Raw genomic sequence first — 17331 nt, forward strand, 5'->3', positions numbered from 1 at the left:
TCGATTTCACCCTGTAACACGTACTCATATCCTTGTTTCTGTGTGTCACGGTATCGGTATGTTTATAATGGGCACGGTGCCACTCGTGGCTATGGCACGTGATACGGTAGACAGGCGCAGTTTCCTGAAGGCAGCAGGGACCGCCACGGTGGCAGCGACCACGACGGCTGGGTGTCTCGGGTCGCTCACCGGGGGTGGCGGTGGCGGCACACTCGTGTACGCCCGCGGTGACCACCCGACCAACTACGACCCGCAGCAGACGACGAGCGGGGAGGTCGCGAAGGTCACCAACCAGATCTTCGACCAGCTCATCCGGTTCAAACCGGGGAGTGGTGGACAGCTCGGCGACGGGCTCGCGACGGAGTACAGTCTCGAGGGGACGACCGCGACGCTGACACTCCAGGAGGGCGTGACGTTCCACAACGGTGAGGAGTTCACGGCCGCCGACGCGAAGGCGACCATCCGGCGCTTCACCGACTCCGAGTACGACTACTACCTCGGCGACAAGAACCGCTCGGGCTACGGGCCGTTCACCTTCGGCAGCTGGGTCAAGAGCATCGACGCCAGCAACGACTACGAGCTGAAGATCACGCTCACCCAGAAGTACGCGCCGTTCCTGCGCAACCTCGCGATGTTCGCGGCGGCCATCCTCTCGAAGGCCCAGATCGAGTCCCTCGGCGCGAACCCGAGCGACCAGGTCGCACTCGGGAAGGACCCGAAGGGTACGGGGCCGTTCACCTTCGAGGAACTCGACAACTCCAACCAGCGCGTCAAGCTCGGCGCCTACGACGACTACTGGGGCGACGGCCCGAACGTCGACGGCGTCGTGTTCTCGACCATCAAGCAGAACTCCACGCGCGTCTCGAGCGTCATCGAGGGCGAGTCCCACATCACGGACAACCTCGACTCCCAGTCCTCGAAGCAGGTCCAGAACTCCGACGCGGCGTCGCTGGCCTCGAAGAACGGCATCAACGTCGGCTACATGGCGTTCAACATGGGCCGCAAGGAGGCCTTCCGCAAGAAGAAGGTCCGCCAGGCCATCAGCCACGCGGTGAACACGAAGGCGATCGTCGACCAGATCTACCAGGGCTTCGCCAGCCAGGCCGACCAGCCGCTCCCGCCGGACGTGCTCGGTCACAACGAGAACCTCAGTCCGTACTCGACGGACAAGGAGAAGGCGAAGTCGATGCTGGAGGAGGCCGGCGAGGCCGACCTCGAGTTCGAACTCGCGACGTTCTCGAATCCGCGCGGGTACAACCCGAGCCCCATCCAGACGGCCAACCAGGTCAAGTCCGACCTCGAGAACATCGGCCTGACGGTGAACATCAACCAGTTCTCGACGTTCTCCTCGTACCTCGAGTACACGGACGCCGGCAAGCACGACGCGTGTTTCCTCGGCTGGTACACCGACAACGCCGACCCGGACAACTTCCTGTACGTCCTGCTCGACCCGAAGGTCGAGATGGACGCCGTCCCCGACGGCCAGGACTGGGTCAGCCGTGACACCGAGGGCTACTCGACGCTGAACGCCGCCGGCTGGGCGAACACCGAGTACATGGAGACCGTCCGCGAGGCGCAGTCGACCTACGACGAGGCCAAGCGCAAGTCCCTGTACAAGGAGGCGAACAAGATGGCCCACGAGGAGGCGCCGTGGATCTTCGTGGACTACGCACAGACGCTGCGCGCGGTCAACGAACAGGTCGAGTCCGACTCGTACACGGTCAGCTCCGTCGGTGGCCCGTACCTCGAGACGGTCACGCTCAAGTAACGCGGCCCCATCTTCCCTGTTGTTCACTCGCACAAATGGTCTCTAAGCGGTTCGTACTCAAACGACTGATACTGCTCGTCCCGGTCCTGTTCGGCGTGGCGTCACTGGTTTTCGCCATCCTTCACCTCGCGCCGGGGGACCCGGCCAGGGTCATCCTCGGGCAACGAGCGTCGGCCGAGCAGGTCGCACAGGTTCGCCAGGAACTCGGGTTGAACGACCCCTTCATGGTGCAGTACGTCCGGTTCCTCACGGACGCGGCCCAGTTCAAGTTCGGCCAGTCCTACCAGATCGCCAAGGGGACGCCGGTGCGGCAGGTCCTGATGGACAAGCTCCCGGTCACCATCGAGCTGGCGCTGTACGGGCAGGCAATCGGGCTGCTGCTCGGCATCCCGCTGGGCGTGCTCTCGGCCGTGAAACAGGACACGCTGACGGACCACGCGACCCGCATCGGTGCCCTCGCGGGCATCTCGGTGCCCATCTACTGGTCCGGGCCGCTGCTGATCCTGTTCTTCTCCATCTACCTCGGGATCTTCCCGACGAGCGGCCGCATCAGCAGCACCATCTTCCTCGACAACACCTGGACGCTCCTCGGGATGGAGCTACCACTGACGGGGATGGTCACCATCGACACGCTGTTGCTCGGGCGCCTCGACGCCTGGTTCTCCGCGGTCCAGCACATGTTCCTGCCCGCGGTGACCATCGGGGTGTACTCGATGGCGCTCGTCTCGCGGATGATGCGCTCGTCCATGCTCGAGGTCGTCCGGCAGGACTACATGCGGACCGCACGCGCGAAGGGCCAGGGCGAGAAGATCACCGTCCTCAAGCACGGGTTCCGGAACGCCCTCATCCCGGTCATCACGGTCGTCGGCATCCAGTTCGGGACGCTGCTGGGCGGCGCGGTGCTGACCGAGACGGTGTTCGGTATCGGTGGCATCGGGACGTTGCTCGTCAACGCCATCGGGGCGACCGACTACCCGCTCGTGCAGGGGACGGTGCTGACGTTCGCGTTGCTGTTCACGCTCGTCACCCTGGGCGTCGACATCACGTATAGCTACCTCGACCCACGCATCCAACAATGAGCACGGAAACATCGGACTCCAAGACGGTCGAGACGGACCGGGGGCTGCTCGCGCGGTTGCAGAACTCGCCGTTCCTCTCGAAGCTCCTGTCGAACCGCCTCGCACTGGTCGGTCTGGGCATCATCTTCACGATGCTGCTGGTCGCCATCTACGCGCGGGTCCTGTACGACCTGCCCGCCATCAAGAGCTCGCGCCTGGGTACGTCGTTCGTCGACCGCGCCCCGCCGGGCTGGCTGGGGCCGGCCGGTCTCACCGAGCAGCTGTTCGGGACCGACGCGGCCGCCCGCGACATCTACAAGCGGACGCTCTACGGCGCGTGGCTCGCGCTGAAGTTCGGCACCGTGACGGTCGGCATCTCGACCACGCTCGGCGTCGGCTTCGGCATCCTCGCGGCGTACTACGGCGACATCACGGACAACGTCATCATGCGGTCGATGGACGTGCTGCTGGCGTTCCCGTCGCTGCTGCTGGCGCTGGCGCTGGTCGCGGTCTTCCCCGACAGCATCCAGACGCCCGCGTTCCTCACCGGGCTCCCGTTCCTCGGCGACACCATCACGCTGGGGATGTGGCGGGCGGTCGCCGCGCTGACGCTGGTGTACACGCCGCGGTTCGCCCGTGTCGTCCGCGGGGCCGCGCTGAAGGTGCTCGAGGACGAGTACATCGAGGCGACCGAGGCCCTCGGCGCCCGCGACGCGCGGGTGCTGGTGCGCCACGTCGTCCCGAACACGCTCGCCCCGGTGACGGTCCAGTCCACGCTGAACTTCGGGCTGGCCATCATCGACCTGGCGGCGCTGTCGTTCCTCGGCTTCGGCGCGCCGCCGGGGATGCCCTCGTGGGGGCTGATGCTCTCGAACGGCGTGAGCAACGGCCTCCAGACCGGCCTGTGGTGGATGTCGTTCTTCCCGGGCCTGTTCCTCGCGCTGACCGTCCTCGGGTTCAACCTGCTCGGTGACGGGATGCGCGACGCGCTGGACCCGCGGATGCGCGAGGCCGTCGACTAATGGGCTGGCGCGGCCGTGCCCGACTGGTCGCCGTCTCGCTGGCGGCCGGCCTGGTCGTCGGCACGGCCGGCGTCCCGCTCGCGGTCGCACTCGGGCTCTCCCAGCGCGGTGCCGCCGGGACAGTCTTCGCGCTCGGCACGCTGGCGTTCGGCTTCGGCCTCGTCGGCTGGTCGGGGTCAATCATCCTGGGCGACGCGGTCGAGATACGCGACAGCCTGCTCGGCAAGAACTCGGACTGGACCGAGTCGAAGTCCCGGCGGGCGATGGTCCGGGTCGGTGGGTTCGGCTTCGGCGTGATGCTCGGGAGTTCGGTCGCCGAAGTGGTCGTGTACGGGGTGTAGCTGACTGGTTCGATTCTCGTGCGAGTTCCGAGAGCATCCACGGCCGTGTCTGTCGTCGGAATCAGGTGCAGTGGTTCTGCGGACTCGCAGGCGACTCGCGCCGATGGCTGTGAGAGACCGCCACAGCAACCGCCCCGCACCGCTCCGCAGCCACACCCTCCCCAGCCGACTCCCTCCGTTTCACTTCGCTACGCTTCGTTCTACTCCAGTCGTCCCTCGCGCGAGACCGACATCGTGGCCTCGCTTCGCTCGGCACACTCGCCAGCGCACGCCAGCCGGTCGTGTCACCCGCTTTCGCGCCCTGTTCTCACCTGGCATAGTCCACACAAGGTACTCAAGCACCGGTCCCCGACCCCCGCTATGGCGCTCCTCGGTATCGTCCTCGCCGCGCTGTGCTGGCTGCTCGCGTACCTGCATCTGCGCTACCCGGATGCCCTCTTTCGAATCGAGAACTCCCTGGTCGGCGGCGAGACACGGTTGACCGACCGGGGGCGACTCGGCTACCGGGTCGGCGGTGGCCTGTTCGCCGTCGCCGGAACGGTCGCCCCGTCGCTGTAGCCGGGTCTACTCGCGGACGTTCTGTCCTGCGGCCTCGCCGAAGCCGTCTTCGGCGTCCCAGACGACCTCGCCGCGGAGCATCGTCCACTCCGGGAAGACCCCCTGTTTCCCCTCGAACGGGGTCCAGCCGCAGTTCGAGTGGAGGTCCTCGCCACGGATTGCACGTGGCTCGTCGGTATCGTACAGCGCGAGGTCGGCGTCCATCCCCTCCTGAATACGGCCCTTCTCGGGCAGGTCGAAGATGGCGGCAGGGTTGGCGGCGACCAGGTCGCGGACGCGCTCGTAGCTCAGGGTGCCCTTGCGGGCCTCCTCCAGCAGGAGCGGGACCATCGTCTCGACACCCGGAACACCCGACGGAGCGTCCCAGATGCTGGCGTCCTTCTCCTCCCGGGTGTGGGGGGCGTGGTCGGTCGCGACGATGTCGACCGTACCGTCGGCGACGCGCTCGAAGACGGCCTCGCGGCGCTCCTCGCTCCGCAGGGGCGGGTTCATCCGGCCGAAGGTGCCCAGTTCGGGCAGGTCGTCACGCGAGAGGAACAGGTGGTGCGGGGTGACCTCGCAGGTCGCACCCGCGGCCGCAGCAGCATCCACACCCTCCGGCGTGGAGGTGTGGGCGATGTGGATGTCGGTCTCGAACTCGGCGCCGACCTCGCAGGCGCGCTCGACCGCGGCGGCCTCGGCTTCCGCGGCGCGGTAGGCCGACCACGCATCTGCATCGTCCCTCTCCGTCGCGGACTCGTCGAACAGGTCGGCGTCCTCGGCGTGGACCGTCACCGTCACGTCGTGCTGGCCGGCGAGTTCGACCGCCTCGGCGAACAGGTCGGCCTCGATGCCCATGTCGCCGGTCGAGTCGGCGAGGAACACCTCGCCGAGGGCGAACAGCGGGCGGGCGAACAGCGACTCGGGGTCCCAGTCCTCGGTGACGCCACCGTTGATGCCCCAGTCGACGATCGACTGGTCGGCGAACGCGGCCTTCTGGTCGAAGGCGTCGCCGGTGGTGGTCGGCGGGCTGGTGTTGGGCTGGTCGACGACGGTGGTGACGCCGCCGGCGGCCGCGCTCTGCGAGCCGGTCTCCCAGGTCTCCTTGTGGCCGTACCCGGGCTGGCGGAAGTGGACGTGGGCGTCGATGGCGCCGGGGAAGAGCAACTTCCCGGTCGCGTCCACGTCGTACTCGCCCCCGAGGTCGCCCACGGCGGTTATCGTCCCGTCCTCGACCTCCACGTCGGCGGTCGTCCCGTCCGGCAGCGTGGCGTTGCCGATGCGCATACTATACGTCCACTCCAGCGGCCCGCGTCCTAAGTCTCTCGGAGACGGTCCGTGGTCACGCCCGGAGCTGTTCGACGACCATCTCGGCGTCACCCACGAGCGCGGCCTCCAGCGCCTCGCGGACTACCTCGGGGTCGGCTGGCCCGCCGGCCTTCGCGACGCTTCCGACCGATTCGGGGTCGAAGGCAACGCCGAGTGCCTCGTACACGTCGTCCAGCACCGCCGCCAGTTCGTCGTGGTTCGCAACGAGGCAGATGCCCGAGGTGATGGCCGCGCCCTTGGTCACGCGCTGGGCGATACCCACCAGTTTCCCGTCGCACTGCAGCGAGTGCTGGCCGGGGCAGAAGGAGTCGGCTGGCTCCCCGCGTTCGGCCGCGACGCCGAGGTCGCACAGGGCCTGCTCGACGTCGCTCGTCAGCGACTCGTAGCGCTCGTCCATCCCGCGGCGCATGTCCTCGTGGGGGGTGATGCGGGCGAACGCCAGCGTCGTCTCGCCGTCGTAGGCCACGGCGCGGCCACCGACGCTGCGCTCGACCGCCTCGAAGCCGTGGTCCTGGGCTGCCGCCGCAGCCGCCGGGTACCCCTCCTCGCGGGCGTCCCGGCGGCCGAAGGCGACCTGTCGGTGCGGGGCCCACACCCGGACCACGGCCTCGCCAGATTCGTCGACCTCGTCGAGCAACCGGCGCGTCGCGTCCCTGTCGGCCGACACCGACGCCGCTCTCCCTCTGACCACGCGCATGGCCGCCGCTTGGGGGCGACGTGCCTAAACCGGTCCGGTCCGAAGAGGGCGGCGATGGCGGTCACGCTCTCTGGCGACCTGCTGGCGCGCTACCCGCGCTTCTCGCTGTACAACTCGCCGTACCCGGCCCACGACGAGGGTCGGGCGGTGGACCTCTACCCCGACGACGGGGCGCCGAGTCCGGTCGCCGGCGAGGTGGTCGAGACGCACACGGTCCGGGCGCCGCCGAAGCCCTACGCGCCGGAGCACGACCACCTCGTCGTGGTGCGGGTCGACCAGGCAGCCACCCCGGGGCTCGCATCGACCCGGGACGACCTCCTCGCGCGCATCATGCACGTCGACCCCGGCGTCGAGGCGGGCGACCGCGTCGCGGTGGGTGACCCCCTCGGGTCGATGGTCCGGGCGGGCTTCTTTGCCCCCTGGGTCGGCAACCACCTCCACGTCGGGTTTCGAACTCCGGACCAGAACCTCCTGCGGGCGTCGGGGTCGCTCCCCCTCGCGGTCGACGTGCCGGTGGAACCACTCGACTGGGACGGGACGGGGACCGTGGTGGAGACCGGCGAGACGTACGCCCTGCTCGATTCGCCTGCACACCCGCACCCTGGCGACGGGTTCGCGGGTATCGCGGCCGACTCCGGGGGCGTGCTCGACGGCGGGTTGCGCCACTACGACGGGGGCGGGTTGTTGGGCGGGTCGGGGGGCGAACACGAGGTGTCGCTGCTCGGGACGCCGGTCGGCGAGGCGACCGGGCGGACCGTCGACTGGCACGACGTGGAGATACTGGCGAACGACGAACAGGTCACTGGCCTCTCGCTCTTTCTGGCGCAGGACGACGGCTTCGGCGCGAAGGTCATCTGTCCGGGGCACTCGTTCGCGGTAGGAGAGTCGATCTCGGTGGCGATTGGGCGGACGGACGAGCCGGTGATTCTGGGGTAGACAGTCGGTTTCGAGACGGGGACTCGTCACGAGTGCTGTCGGTTCCGCCGGGTCGTCGTGTGCTGGTGTCTATGACCACGACCGCACAGCCACGCACCCACACCCTCCCCGGCCGACTTCCTTCACTTCGTTCCGGTCGTCAACCGTGAGAGCAAGCTCTCACGAGCCCACGCTCGCGGGCTCGCAGGCTCACGGGTCGTTCCTCCGCGTTGGCCACGCTGCACTGCGTTCCGCGCTCCTCGCCACGCTCGCCAGCGCGCGCCACGGTGGTCTGTCCAGTCCAGCCCCTCCGAGTTCAAGTACGAGAACGACGCCAGTCCCGCCGTGACGTAGGAACCGTCGCCCGGCGAACACGGCGGGTGTGTGGCACACCGCCGGGCGAGCAGTCGCGTGCCGCCTGTCAGCCCTCTTCGCCAGCGAAGGTTATCTCCGAACTCTGTGCGATCTCGCCGAAGAGCCAGTCGGCGTGGTCCAGCGCGTACTCGCGGTGGTCCGCCTCGATGGCGCCGATGCAGTCCTCCACGAGCACGGGCCGGTAGTCCCGGAGCCCGGCGCTCCCGGCGGTGTGGAGGACGCAGACGTTCGCCAGCGTCCCGCAGACGATCAGGTCGTCGATGCCACGCGCGGAGAGCCAGCCGTCCAGTTCGGTCTCGTGGAAGGCGTCGTACGTGTGCTTCTCGACGACGGTGTCGGCCTCGGCGACGGTGAGCTCCTCGACCAGTTCGGCCTCCCAGGAGTCCTCGAGGACGTGTTCGCCCCAGCGCTCGAACTCGTCGTAGTAGTGGTTCCCGTCGAACTGCTCCGGCGGGTGGACGTCCCGGGTGAAGACGACGCGGACGCCGGCCTCGTGGGCCCGGTCGACCAGCGACGCGACCGGCTCGATGGCGTTCTCGCTTCCGGGTGCGTAGAGCGTGCCGTCGGGTTTGCAGAAGCCGTTCTGCATGTCGACGACGACGACCGCGGTGGTGGCAGGGTCGAACTCCATGTCCGGAGATTGGGTTGGCCGACCCAAATCCGTTGCCCCGGCCGTTTTTGCCCGCGAGGCCCCTGGTTCCGGGTACATGCGACCACTGGCTATCGTTCTCGTCGCCTGTATGCTCGTCATCGCGGGGTGTGGCGCCGTCGGCACCGATGGCACCGACACCACCGGATCCGCCGCCACGACAACCGGGTCGGGTGAGGACGCGGGCGAGCAGACGGACGACGGGGCACGCCCTGCTGACCCCGAGAGCGACCGCCTCGGCTGGGAGGACGGGCGCTGGTACGACGAGCAACTCGACATCGACCGGAGCGACGGCCTCAACGAGAGCGAACTGGAGGCCGTCGTCTCGCGGGCGATGGCCCGCGTCGAGAAGGTCCGCAAGCTCGAGTTCGAGGAGCGCCCCCCGGTCGAGATCATCTCCCGGGAGGCCTACCGCGAGCGCCTCGGCTCCCGGAACACGTCGACCGCGATGCGCCTCCACCAGAACACGAAGTGGGAGGCGACGTTCATGGTGAACGAGTCGACGAACGCCATCGCCGTCAGGCAGGCCAACAGCGCGAGCGGCGTCCAGGGGTTCTACGACCCCCGCAAGGACGAGATCGTCGTCGTCTCGCCATCCGAGACCCCGGAACTCGACGAGATCACGCTCGCCCAGGAGCTGTACCACGCGCTGCAGGACCAGCGCTGGAACATCACGAGCTACGACCAGTCGACCCTCGAGTTGCACAACGCGAAGGACGGCATCATCGAGGGAGACGGCAACTACGTCGACTCCCTGTACAAGGAGCGCTGTGAGACGGAGTGGGACTGCCTCGAACCGCAACGCGGCGGCCAGGGTGGCGGTGCTACCGACATCAACGTCGGGCTCTACCAGGTCCGTCTCCAGCCCTACAGCGACGGCGTCGCGTTCGTCCAGGAACGTCGTCAGCAGGGCGGCTGGGAGGCGGTGAACGCGGTGTACGAGCAGCCGCCGAAGAGCACCGAGCAGACCATCCACCCCGACCTGTACGGCGAGGACGCGCCGACCGACCTCACCATCGCGGACCGGAGTTCGGACGGCTGGCATGCCCTCGACGTGGCCGGGCCGACCGACCACGCGTCGTTCGGCGAAGCCGGTATGTTCGTCATGCTCTGGTACGCCTCCTTCGAGGAGACGCAGGCGACCGGCACGGCCCAGGACGTCGTCATCCCCTACCGGGCGCACTTCAACCTCGCCGGCCAGGGGCTGAACGAGACGGACCCGTACAACTACGCCCACCCGGCGACCGCCGGCTGGGACGGCGACCGGCTGCTCCCGTACGTCAACGGCTCCTCCGCCAGCACCGGCGAGACGGGGTACGTCTGGAAGTCCGAGTGGGACAGCGAGGAGGACGCGCGACAGTTCGCCGACGCCTACCGCGAGCTGTTGCGCTACCACGGCGCCTCGGCGGTCGACGGCCGGGCGAACACCTTCCGCATCGCCGAGGACGAGGAGTTCGCCGACGCCTTCTCGGTCCGCCGGCAGGGGACGACCGTCACCATCGTGAACGCGCCGACGGTCGACGCCCTCTCGGACGTGCACGCGCCGGGGTCGGACAGCGCGGCGACGACGAACAGCACCGCCGCCTGACCGGGCAAAGGGCTATACCTCCCTGCTCGTAAGGGTCGGGCAATGCGACGTGGGCTCTGTGTTCTCGGCCTCGTGTTCCTCCTCGCGCTCGCCGGCTGTTCGGCCTTCGACCTCGGCGGCGACGACGAGCTCGCCGAGCCCGAGTCGAACCGGCCCGACCCGGCCACCGACACGCTCGGCTGGGAGGACGGCTACTGGTGGAACGACTCGGTCGCCGTCGACGGGAGCGACGGCCTGACGCAGGCCGAGGTCGCGGTCGTCAAGGCCCGGATGATGGCACGACTCGAACACCTGCGCGGCTACGAGTTCGAACGGGACGTGTCGGTCCGGGTCATCTCCCGCGAGACGTACCGCGAGCAGCGAAGCGGTGGCGGCGGCGACGGTCAGGCGCCAGCGTGGCGCGAGCAGTACTGGGAGGCGCTGTTCATCGTCGGCGAGGACACCGGTGTCGAGGCGGCGTTCGACCGGCTGTACGGCTCGACCGTCATCGGGTACTACTCGAACGACAAGATCGTCCTCGTCAGCGACGACCCGAACGACCTGCGGGTCTCGCGGGCCACCCTCGCCCACGAACTCGAACACGCCCTGCAGGACCAGCACCTCGGCCTCGGCTACAGCGCGTCGACGCGCGACGGCCGACTCGCCGCCCAGTCCGTCGTCGAGGGTGACGCGAACTACGTCGAGGCCCGGTACGAGGACTCCTGTGAGTCGGGCGAATGGGACTGCGTCACGGTCGCCGAGCGGTCCGGCGGCGGTCGCTCCGCCGAGTACAACGTCGGGCTCTCGGTCGCGTCGTTCCTCCCCTACGGCGAGGGACCGATGTTCGTCTCGGCGCTCCGCGAGCGCGGCGGCTGGGACGCGGTCGACGCCGCGTTCACGGACCACCCCCAGAGCACCGCGCAGGTCATCCACCCGGCGAAGTACCCCGACGAGGCACCGGCGGCGGTGTCGATACCGGACCGCGCCAGCGGTGGCTGGAGCCGCCTGGAGACCGAGGACGGGACCGACCGGGTCGAGACCGTCGGCGAGGCGAGCATCTACACGATGTTCTGGTACGCGAAGGTCGTCCCCCGCGAGCACCTGACCAGCCGGAACGACTCGGTCTCGAAGTACACCTACAGGCACCCGTTCTCGACGGGGTGGGCCGGGGACAGGCTCGTCTTCTACGAGGACGGCGACAATCAGGCGTACGTCTGGCAGTCGACGTGGGAGTCGCGGGCCGAGGCGACCGAGTTCCGGCAGGCCTACACGGACGTCCTCGCTGCCAACGACGCCACCGCCCGCGGTGACGGCGTCTACGTCATCGACTCGGGGGCGTTCGAAGACGCCTTCCGGGTCGTCCAGCGCGGGAACACGGTACTGGTCGTGAACGCGCCGAGCGTCGACGCACTCGACGCGGTGCACCCGGTCTCGGCAGGCGCGAACGCGTCGGTCGGGACAGAACGACGACCCGCCAGGTCCCCGACCGCGTAGCGGTGCTTTTTCGCCATCCCCCCAGAAACGGGGGGTATGGACGACCCCTTCGACACGATTCCGGCCGCCGCCATCCGCGACGGCCGCGCGACCGACGCGTACTTCGAGCGGACCGAGCAGGCCCTCGAACACGCCGGACGGAACCCGACGGTGGTCGCGGAGGTGACCGCCGACCAGTTCCCGGACGGCGAGTTCGAGGTGTTCGCCGGGCTGGAGAACGCGGCCCGCCTGCTCGAGGGCTACGACCTCGACGCCGACGCCGTCCCCGAGGGCTGCCTGTTCGACGGCGGGCCCGTGATGCGCATCGAGGGCGAGTACCTCGAGTTCGCCCGCTTCGAGACCTCGCTGCTGGGCTTCCTCTCGCAGGCGAGTGCGTTCGCCACGGCCGCACTGGAGGCCAGACTGGCGGCGCCGGACTCGCAGGTACTCTCCTTCGGTGCCCGCCACGTCCACCCGGCCATCGCGGCCACGGTCGAGCGAAGCGCCCTCGTCGGCGGCCTCGACGGGTTCTCGCACGTGGCCGCCGGCGACGTCATCGGTCGCGAGGCCGGCGGGACGATGCCCCACGCGCTCATGATCTGCATGGGCAAGGGCAACCAGGAGGCGGCGTGGCGGGCCTTCCACGAGGCCGTCCCGGAATCGGTCCCCAGAATCGCCCTGTGTGACACCTACACCGACGAGGTCGACGAGGTGCTCCGGGCGGTCGCGGAACTGGGCGACGACCTCGACGGGGTCCGCCTCGATACGACGGGGTCGCGCCGCGGCGACTTCCGGCACATCGTCCGCGAGGTCCAGTGGGAACTGGCCGCCCGCGGCCACGAGGACGTCGACGTGTTCGTCAGCGGCGGCCTCACGCCGGAGCGCCTCCGCGAGCTCCGGGACGTGGCCGACGGCTTCGGCGTCGGCAGCTACGTCACGAACGCGAACCCGGTGGACTTCGCGCTCGACATCGTCGAGGTCGACGGCGAACCGGCGGCGAAACGCGGGAAGCTCTCCGGGACGAAGCAGGTGTATCGCACCGACGACGGCGGCCACGAGGTCGCGCTCGCGGACCGGCCGGGGCCGACCGACGGGAAGCCGCTGCTCGAACCGCTGATTCGCGATGGCGAGGTCGTCAGGACGTTCGACGTCGACGAGGCGCGGCGCTACGCGGCGACGGACGCCGAGCGAGTCGACTTCGAGTAAGCAGGGCCGCAGTCTGGTCTCAGTTCGTCAGTTCTTCGATGCTGCCTTCGGGGTCGCGCTCGCGGAAGATCTGGCCCTCGAACAGCGTGACGACGACGTCCTCCTGCTGCCAGGCGGTCGGCGGGAGGCCGGCCTTCCGGCAGACGCGCCCGAGGTACTCCTCCTCGGACCAGCCGTGTTCGACGGGGACGGTCGGGTAGAGCCAGCCGGCGTTCGTGCCGGTGTCGATGGCGGCCCCGTGGGTACCGAGTTCCATGTCGGCGACGGGGTCGTCGGTGAGGACGACGTTGCAGACAGAGCAGACGGAGACGGTGAGGTTCGACAGCTCGGAGGGGGTGACCTCGGAGCCACAGGAGTCCTCACTCGCCGCCTCGATGGCAGCGTCGACGATGACGTGCCCGAGCTGGTCGCTCGATTCGTACCCGCCAGCGCAGCCGCGGAGGCTGCCACGCCCCCGGGTGGATTCGAGCCGGACGAACGCGCCGGTCCGGTTGTAGAACGCATCACGCATGCTGCCGGGCTGCTCACGGCGACCGTTGAGAACGAAGCCTTCCACCGCGTCCCGCGCCAGTTCGACGGCCCGGGCCCCATCATCGTATGTCAGACGGACGCTCTGTGCCTGCGACATAGTACACGTATAGCGATTGTCGCTCTTGAACGCTTTCGTTTCGTCTCGTCGGCGAATCGGTACCTGCACCGACACCTCCGGAGGGCCCGGAACGCGGGACGGCGGGTCGCGTCGACCGAGGTGTTTAAATGCGGGACGGGGATAGGAACTGGTGGTAGAGAGAGCCCGGCCGCCGCGGCACCGCCGCGAGGAAAGTCCCCCCACCGTCTGGGCAGGTGACCGGGCGCAAGCCCGGAGCGGGAGACCGCTGGCTCTGGAACAGAAACGAGACCACTCTCCCCGAGTGATGACGTGTGCGAACCGACCCGAGAGGCGAGGGAGCTAACCCACAGAACGTCGACGGGAGAGAACGGATGGAACGGCGAATCTTCACCGGTGCAAGTCCACGCCGTCAAGGTAGCCCGGACGAATGGCGATGGACGCTCAGCCGAATGCCGGGTCGAACAGAAGGGGGCTTACTCCTCTCTGCCAGTCGAAGCACGTGAGTGGCGACGCTGGCGCGAAGAACCGCCGGGCGGTCTCTTCGTCGATGCTCAGTCGTCCGCGAGGTCGTCGACGTCGCCGCCGTCGGGCTGGACGCCCGCGGGCGGCGTGGTCGGGCCGCTGCTGCCGGCGCGGCTCATCCAGCCGTCGATGTGGCTGGCGACGTAGTCCTTGCTGCCCCAGCCGATGGCGATACCGAGGCCGATGGCGAGGGCGGCACCCAGACCGTAGGCGGCCGCCTGCGCGACGACGTAGAGGATGGCCACGTCGAGGCCCATCGTGTCGAGGCCGATGGTGAGCGCGGTGAAGTAGAGGAACAGCCGCGCACCCGTGGCGAACAGCTGGGTGACCCGCCCCTCCTCGGTCGCGGCCTCGGTCCGCATGATGGTGTCACCGATGAAGTCGGCGACGATGAACCCGAGTACGATGACGGCCACGCCGGCGATGAACGCCGGCAGGTAGGTGGTCGCCGTCGCGACCCAGTCCGAGAGCGTCGGGATGGCGAGGACCTCCGTGGCCGCAAGCAGCGTCACGGCGTAGACGAACAGCCGCGCGAGGCTGCCGAACGCGTTCGAGACGGCCTTCTGTGTTCCTCCGAGCATCTGCCCGAGCGGGGTCTTCAGCACCTGCTGGTCGATCTGGAGCCTGTCGGTGAGCGAGGTGGTCACCTTCCCGACGACGCGGGCGACGACCCACCCGACGACGAGGATGACGAGCGCGCCGATGACGTTCGGCAGGAACGTCGCGACGTTCGTCAGCACCTCCTGGATGATGGGCGTTCCGTCGACCTGCAGTACGATGGCTGTCTGTGACATGACGTGTGTCCTACGCGCCGGAACTGATTTGGCGAATATCCTCACAGACAACGACATCGCACGGACAGCAGTTCGCTGGGGCGACGAACCGACCGTTAGCCCTCGAACCCGTCCTCCCAGCGGAAGGTGCCGTTCCGCTGGACGACCTCGCCGTCGACCGCCATGAACGAGTCCTCGCTCATGTCGGTGATCATGTCGACGTGGACCGCCGACTGGTTGCCCGACTCCCCCTCGGGGAGGTTCGAGTCGTAGGCGCGGCCGACCGCCATGTGGATGGTGTCGCCCATCTTCTCGTCGAAGAGGATGTTGTCGGTGAAGCGGTCGATGCCGCGGTTCATGCCGATACCCAGTTCGCCGAGGCGCCGCGCGCCCTCGTCGGTCTCCAGTATCTCGGCGAGTACGGCCTCGTTCTCGCCGGCGCTGTAGTCGACGACTTCGCCGTCCTCGAAGGTGAGGTGGACGTCCCGGACCTGCTTGCCGCGGAAGGTCATCGGCACGTCGAAGAACACCTCGCCCTCGGTGTCGTAGGGCGCGGTGAACACCTCGCCGCTGGGGAGGTTGTGCGAGTCGTACCGGACCGAGGCCGCGGAGTTCACCGCGGTCCTGCCCTCGATGGACATCGTGATGTCCGTGTCCGCCTTGACGACGCGGACCTCGCTCCCGTCGTCGAGTATCTCCTTCATCTTCGCCATCTCGTCGGCGAGGGACTCCCAGTCGCGAAGCACCGCGTCGTAGACGAAGTCCTGGTACTCCTCGTAGGCCATCCCGGCCTGCTGGGCCAGCGACCGCGTCGGGTGGACCGTCGACACCCAGTCGGTGTCCATGTACGCCTCGCGGATGCCCTGGGACGCCTTCGACTTCGCCTGTCGCTTCTCGCCGGGCACGTCGGCCGTCGCGCTGGTGTTCCGGCCGCCACCTAACGACAGCACCACGTCGGCGTTCTCGACCAGCGCCAGCTCGTGGTCGGGGTCGGCCTCGAAGTCGCCGTCGTGTGCTCGCAGGTAGGCACGGCTCACCTCCCCGGAACTGTACAGCGTGACCATGTTCGCGCCCCGTGTACCGAGTTCCTCGGCGACGGCGACGGCGAGTTCGTGTGCGCCCTCGCTGACGTTGACGACGACGTCGTCGCCCGCCTCGACCTGTGCGCTCCAGTCGACGAGGACCTCGGCGTGCTCGTGGATGCGGTCGTCCATACCCGACTCCATGGGTGTCCCCTACAAAATTTGCCCGAAGTGGTGGTGGTCGCGCCCCATCACCCGGCCCACTCGCCCGGCACGTCGCCGCCGACCTGCTGGCGCCAGCGCTCGAACCGCTCCGCGCACTCGGGGACGTGCTCGACGTGGTCGATGAACCCCGCACCACCGTCCGAGACCGGCCCGCCACAGAAGGGACACCGGCCGGGGTCGTCCCAGACCCGCTCGTCGCGCTGGGTGAACTGGAGACTCATAGCCGACCGTACGGCCGCAGGGAGGATGAGAGTTCGCTACTGCTTGCTGACGCGATACCGCCCGCCGACCTCGTTGGTGTTCAACTCGTCGGCGCGCTTCTTCGCCGTCTTCCGGTCCTCGAACGGGCCCTCGAACTCGTGCCCGTCCACCATCACGTAGTAGTCTACCATCGTCGCCGAGTATATCAGGCCCGGGGTTAAGACTGTCACGGTATGGTATGTCGTGCCGAGGTGTCGAGTTGGCGGGAGGTTTCGGGAGGTGTGCGGTCGAAAGGTAGCTGGGGCGGATTCGAACCGCGGTCGCAGCGGAGCTGCTCCCTGGTTCGAATCCTTCCAGATGACGGATTTGCGGCTCGCGGATTGCTCGCCGCAAAATCAGTGGGCTGGGGCGGATTCGAACCGCCGATTTTCTCCGTGTAAAGGAGATGTCATAACCAACTAGACCACCAGCCCGCACCCGAGACTATCCGGCCGGCCGGAATAACGCTTACCTTTTCGTGCAGAACCCGCTATGGCGACTGTGGACAGAGAGCGCGCCTTCAACCTCGCCCTGGCCGGAGTGTTCGTCCTCCTCGCCGGCTTCCTCCTCTACTACGCCGGCATCGTCGAGCTGCCGGGCCAGGACCAGCACGACACCGGGACCGCGGTCGTCACCGACGAGAACGGCACGCGACTGGCGACCATCAGCGTCGAGGTCGCGGACACCAGACAGGAGCAGTACACCGGCCTGAGCGACCACGAGACGCTCGCGAACGGGAGCGGGATGTGGTTCGTCTACGACCAGGAGCGCCAGATGACGTTCGTGATGCGCAAGATGGACTTCCCGCTGGACATCATCTTCGTGGACTCGGACGGTCGCATCACCAGCATCCATCACATGCGGGCGCCCGGCCCGAACGAGGACGGGAACGACATCAAGGCGCCTGGTCGTGGCCAGTACGTCCTCGAGGTCCCTCGCGGGTACACGAACGCCACCGGCATCGAGGTCGGTGACCACGTCGAGGTCTCCTACGACTGAGCC

Annotated in this window: 18 protein-coding genes, 1 tRNA gene and 1 other RNA gene; 11 read left to right on the plus strand and 9 right to left on the minus strand. The window is 68.3% G+C overall.

All coding sequences use genetic code 11. From position 1 onward, the window contains the following. The first annotated feature begins 91 nt into the window (after positions 1-91). The 5 genes from NOV86_RS12615 to NOV86_RS12635 all read left to right on the plus strand — a co-directional run bounded on the left by NOV86_RS12615 (position 92) and on the right by NOV86_RS12635 (position 4747). On the plus strand, positions 92-1768 hold the full coding sequence (locus tag NOV86_RS12615) for an ABC transporter substrate-binding protein (RefSeq protein ID WP_267641807.1): 1677 nt from the start codon (positions 92-94) through the stop codon (positions 1766-1768). 35 nt (positions 1769-1803) lie between these two features. After that, the gene (locus tag NOV86_RS12620; protein ID WP_267641808.1) at positions 1804-2847 is read left to right on the plus strand and encodes an ABC transporter permease; all 1044 of its coding nucleotides are present in this window, start codon (positions 1804-1806) and stop codon (positions 2845-2847) included. Then, on the plus strand, positions 2844-3848 hold the full coding sequence (locus NOV86_RS12625; RefSeq protein ID WP_267641809.1) for an ABC transporter permease: 1005 nt from the start codon (positions 2844-2846) through the stop codon (positions 3846-3848). The genes NOV86_RS12620 and NOV86_RS12625 overlap by 4 nt, the downstream gene beginning before the upstream one ends. After that, positions 3848-4189 carry a DUF7268 family protein gene (locus tag NOV86_RS12630; protein WP_267641811.1) on the plus strand — a complete coding sequence of 114 codons (342 nt, stop codon included), beginning with the start codon at positions 3848-3850 and terminating at the stop codon, positions 4187-4189. Before NOV86_RS12625 ends, NOV86_RS12630 begins: the two co-directional genes overlap by 1 nt. A gap of 360 nt (positions 4190-4549) precedes the next feature. Next, positions 4550-4747 carry a hypothetical protein gene (locus NOV86_RS12635; protein ID WP_267641812.1) on the plus strand — a complete coding sequence of 66 codons (198 nt, stop codon included), beginning with the start codon at positions 4550-4552 and terminating at the stop codon, positions 4745-4747. Positions 4748-4753: 6 nt separating this feature from the next. On the opposite strand, the gene NOV86_RS12640 is transcribed toward NOV86_RS12635, so the two are convergent. After that, a complete protein-coding gene (locus NOV86_RS12640; protein ID WP_267641813.1) occupies positions 4754-6013 on the minus strand; it encodes a dihydroorotase in 1260 nt (419 codons plus the stop codon). 55 nt (positions 6014-6068) lie between these two features. Next, positions 6069-6752 (minus strand): lipoate--protein ligase family protein, encoded by a 684-nt coding sequence (locus tag NOV86_RS12645; protein WP_267641815.1) that lies wholly within the window; start codon positions 6750-6752, stop codon positions 6069-6071. 54 nt (positions 6753-6806) lie between these two features. Between NOV86_RS12645 and NOV86_RS12650 the strand changes: the two genes are divergently transcribed. Next, a complete protein-coding gene (locus tag NOV86_RS12650) occupies positions 6807-7688 on the plus strand; it encodes a DUF8155 domain-containing protein (protein WP_267641817.1) in 882 nt (293 codons plus the stop codon). A 400-nt stretch (positions 7689-8088) separates the two neighbouring features. On the opposite strand, the gene NOV86_RS12655 is transcribed toward NOV86_RS12650, so the two are convergent. Further along, positions 8089-8673, minus strand: a complete 585-nt coding sequence (locus tag NOV86_RS12655) for a cysteine hydrolase family protein (RefSeq protein ID WP_267641818.1) — start codon at positions 8671-8673, stop codon at positions 8089-8091. A 76-nt stretch (positions 8674-8749) separates the two neighbouring features. Between NOV86_RS12655 and NOV86_RS12660 the strand changes: the two genes are divergently transcribed. Genes NOV86_RS12660 through NOV86_RS12670 form a run of 3 tightly spaced genes read left to right on the plus strand, consistent with a single transcriptional unit; the run spans position 8750 to position 12937 of the window. Further along, a complete protein-coding gene (locus NOV86_RS12660; protein WP_267641819.1) occupies positions 8750-10279 on the plus strand; it encodes an Hvo_1808 family surface protein in 1530 nt (509 codons plus the stop codon). 42 nt (positions 10280-10321) lie between these two features. Then, entirely contained in the window at positions 10322-11752 is a 1431-nt protein-coding gene (locus tag NOV86_RS12665; protein WP_267641821.1) for an Hvo_1808 family surface protein, read from the plus strand. A gap of 36 nt (positions 11753-11788) precedes the next feature. Next, a complete protein-coding gene (locus NOV86_RS12670) occupies positions 11789-12937 on the plus strand; it encodes a nicotinate phosphoribosyltransferase (protein ID WP_267641822.1) in 1149 nt (382 codons plus the stop codon). Between the two features lie 19 nt (positions 12938-12956). Here the strand turns inward: NOV86_RS12670 and NOV86_RS12675 are convergent, their stop codons facing one another. Then, a complete protein-coding gene (locus tag NOV86_RS12675; RefSeq protein WP_267641823.1) occupies positions 12957-13565 on the minus strand; it encodes a TIGR00296 family protein in 609 nt (202 codons plus the stop codon). Positions 13566-13718: 153 nt separating this feature from the next. Between NOV86_RS12675 and rnpB the strand changes: the two genes are divergently transcribed. After that, positions 13719-14035: RNase P RNA component (gene rnpB / locus NOV86_RS12680), an RNA gene on the plus strand. Positions 14036-14098: 63 nt separating this feature from the next. Here the strand turns inward: rnpB and NOV86_RS12685 are convergent. The 5 genes from NOV86_RS12685 to NOV86_RS12705 form a co-directional block, all read right to left on the minus strand. Next, positions 14099-14863, minus strand: a complete 765-nt coding sequence (locus NOV86_RS12685) for a mechanosensitive ion channel family protein (RefSeq protein ID WP_267641824.1) — start codon at positions 14861-14863, stop codon at positions 14099-14101. 95 nt (positions 14864-14958) lie between these two features. Beyond that, positions 14959-16056, minus strand: coding sequence for an aminopeptidase (locus NOV86_RS12690; RefSeq protein WP_267641825.1), 1098 nt, complete (start codon positions 16054-16056; stop codon positions 14959-14961). 59 nt (positions 16057-16115) lie between these two features. Beyond that, a complete protein-coding gene (locus tag NOV86_RS12695; RefSeq protein ID WP_267641826.1) occupies positions 16116-16310 on the minus strand; it encodes a DUF7501 family protein in 195 nt (64 codons plus the stop codon). Between the two features lie 36 nt (positions 16311-16346). Continuing rightward, the gene (locus NOV86_RS12700) at positions 16347-16481 is read right to left on the minus strand and encodes a hypothetical protein (protein ID WP_267641828.1); all 135 of its coding nucleotides are present in this window, start codon (positions 16479-16481) and stop codon (positions 16347-16349) included. A gap of 208 nt (positions 16482-16689) precedes the next feature. Next, a tRNA-Val gene (locus NOV86_RS12705) sits at positions 16690-16763 on the minus strand. Positions 16764-16821: 58 nt separating this feature from the next. On the opposite strand from NOV86_RS12705, the gene NOV86_RS12710 reads away from it, so the two are divergent. After that, the gene (locus NOV86_RS12710) at positions 16822-17328 is read left to right on the plus strand and encodes a DUF192 domain-containing protein (protein ID WP_267641830.1); all 507 of its coding nucleotides are present in this window, start codon (positions 16822-16824) and stop codon (positions 17326-17328) included. The last annotated feature ends 3 nt before the right edge of the window (positions 17329-17331 follow it).

Source organism: Haloarchaeobius amylolyticus (genome assembly GCF_026616195.1).
Taxonomy (GTDB): domain Archaea; phylum Halobacteriota; class Halobacteria; order Halobacteriales; family Natrialbaceae; genus Haloarchaeobius; species Haloarchaeobius amylolyticus.

Coding starts and splice junctions, on each gene's coding strand:
- NOV86_RS12640 (WP_267641813.1), bottom strand. CDS start 6,013: ATGCGCATCGGCAACGCCACGCTGCCGGACGGGACGACCGCCGACGTG.
- NOV86_RS12625 (WP_267641809.1), top strand. CDS start 2,844: ATGAGCACGGAAACATCGGACTCCAAGACGGTCGAGACGGACCGGGGG.
- NOV86_RS12630 (WP_267641811.1), top strand. CDS start 3,848: ATGGGCTGGCGCGGCCGTGCCCGACTGGTCGCCGTCTCGCTGGCGGCC.
- NOV86_RS12685 (WP_267641824.1), bottom strand. CDS start 14,863: ATGTCACAGACAGCCATCGTACTGCAGGTCGACGGAACGCCCATCATC.
- NOV86_RS12615 (WP_267641807.1), top strand. CDS start 92: ATGGCACGTGATACGGTAGACAGGCGCAGTTTCCTGAAGGCAGCAGGG.
- NOV86_RS12665 (WP_267641821.1), top strand. CDS start 10,322: ATGCGACGTGGGCTCTGTGTTCTCGGCCTCGTGTTCCTCCTCGCGCTC.
- NOV86_RS12620 (WP_267641808.1), top strand. CDS start 1,804: ATGGTCTCTAAGCGGTTCGTACTCAAACGACTGATACTGCTCGTCCCG.
- NOV86_RS12670 (WP_267641822.1), top strand. CDS start 11,789: ATGGACGACCCCTTCGACACGATTCCGGCCGCCGCCATCCGCGACGGC.
- NOV86_RS12660 (WP_267641819.1), top strand. CDS start 8,750: ATGCGACCACTGGCTATCGTTCTCGTCGCCTGTATGCTCGTCATCGCG.
- NOV86_RS12700 (WP_267641828.1), bottom strand. CDS start 16,481: ATGGTAGACTACTACGTGATGGTGGACGGGCACGAGTTCGAGGGCCCG.
- NOV86_RS12675 (WP_267641823.1), bottom strand. CDS start 13,565: ATGTCGCAGGCACAGAGCGTCCGTCTGACATACGATGATGGGGCCCGG.
- NOV86_RS12645 (WP_267641815.1), bottom strand. CDS start 6,752: ATGCGCGTGGTCAGAGGGAGAGCGGCGTCGGTGTCGGCCGACAGGGAC.
- NOV86_RS12690 (WP_267641825.1), bottom strand. CDS start 16,056: ATGGACGACCGCATCCACGAGCACGCCGAGGTCCTCGTCGACTGGAGC.
- NOV86_RS12635 (WP_267641812.1), top strand. CDS start 4,550: ATGGCGCTCCTCGGTATCGTCCTCGCCGCGCTGTGCTGGCTGCTCGCG.
- NOV86_RS12650 (WP_267641817.1), top strand. CDS start 6,807: ATGGCGGTCACGCTCTCTGGCGACCTGCTGGCGCGCTACCCGCGCTTC.
- NOV86_RS12695 (WP_267641826.1), bottom strand. CDS start 16,310: ATGAGTCTCCAGTTCACCCAGCGCGACGAGCGGGTCTGGGACGACCCC.
- NOV86_RS12710 (WP_267641830.1), top strand. CDS start 16,822: ATGGCGACTGTGGACAGAGAGCGCGCCTTCAACCTCGCCCTGGCCGGA.
- NOV86_RS12655 (WP_267641818.1), bottom strand. CDS start 8,673: ATGGAGTTCGACCCTGCCACCACCGCGGTCGTCGTCGTCGACATGCAG.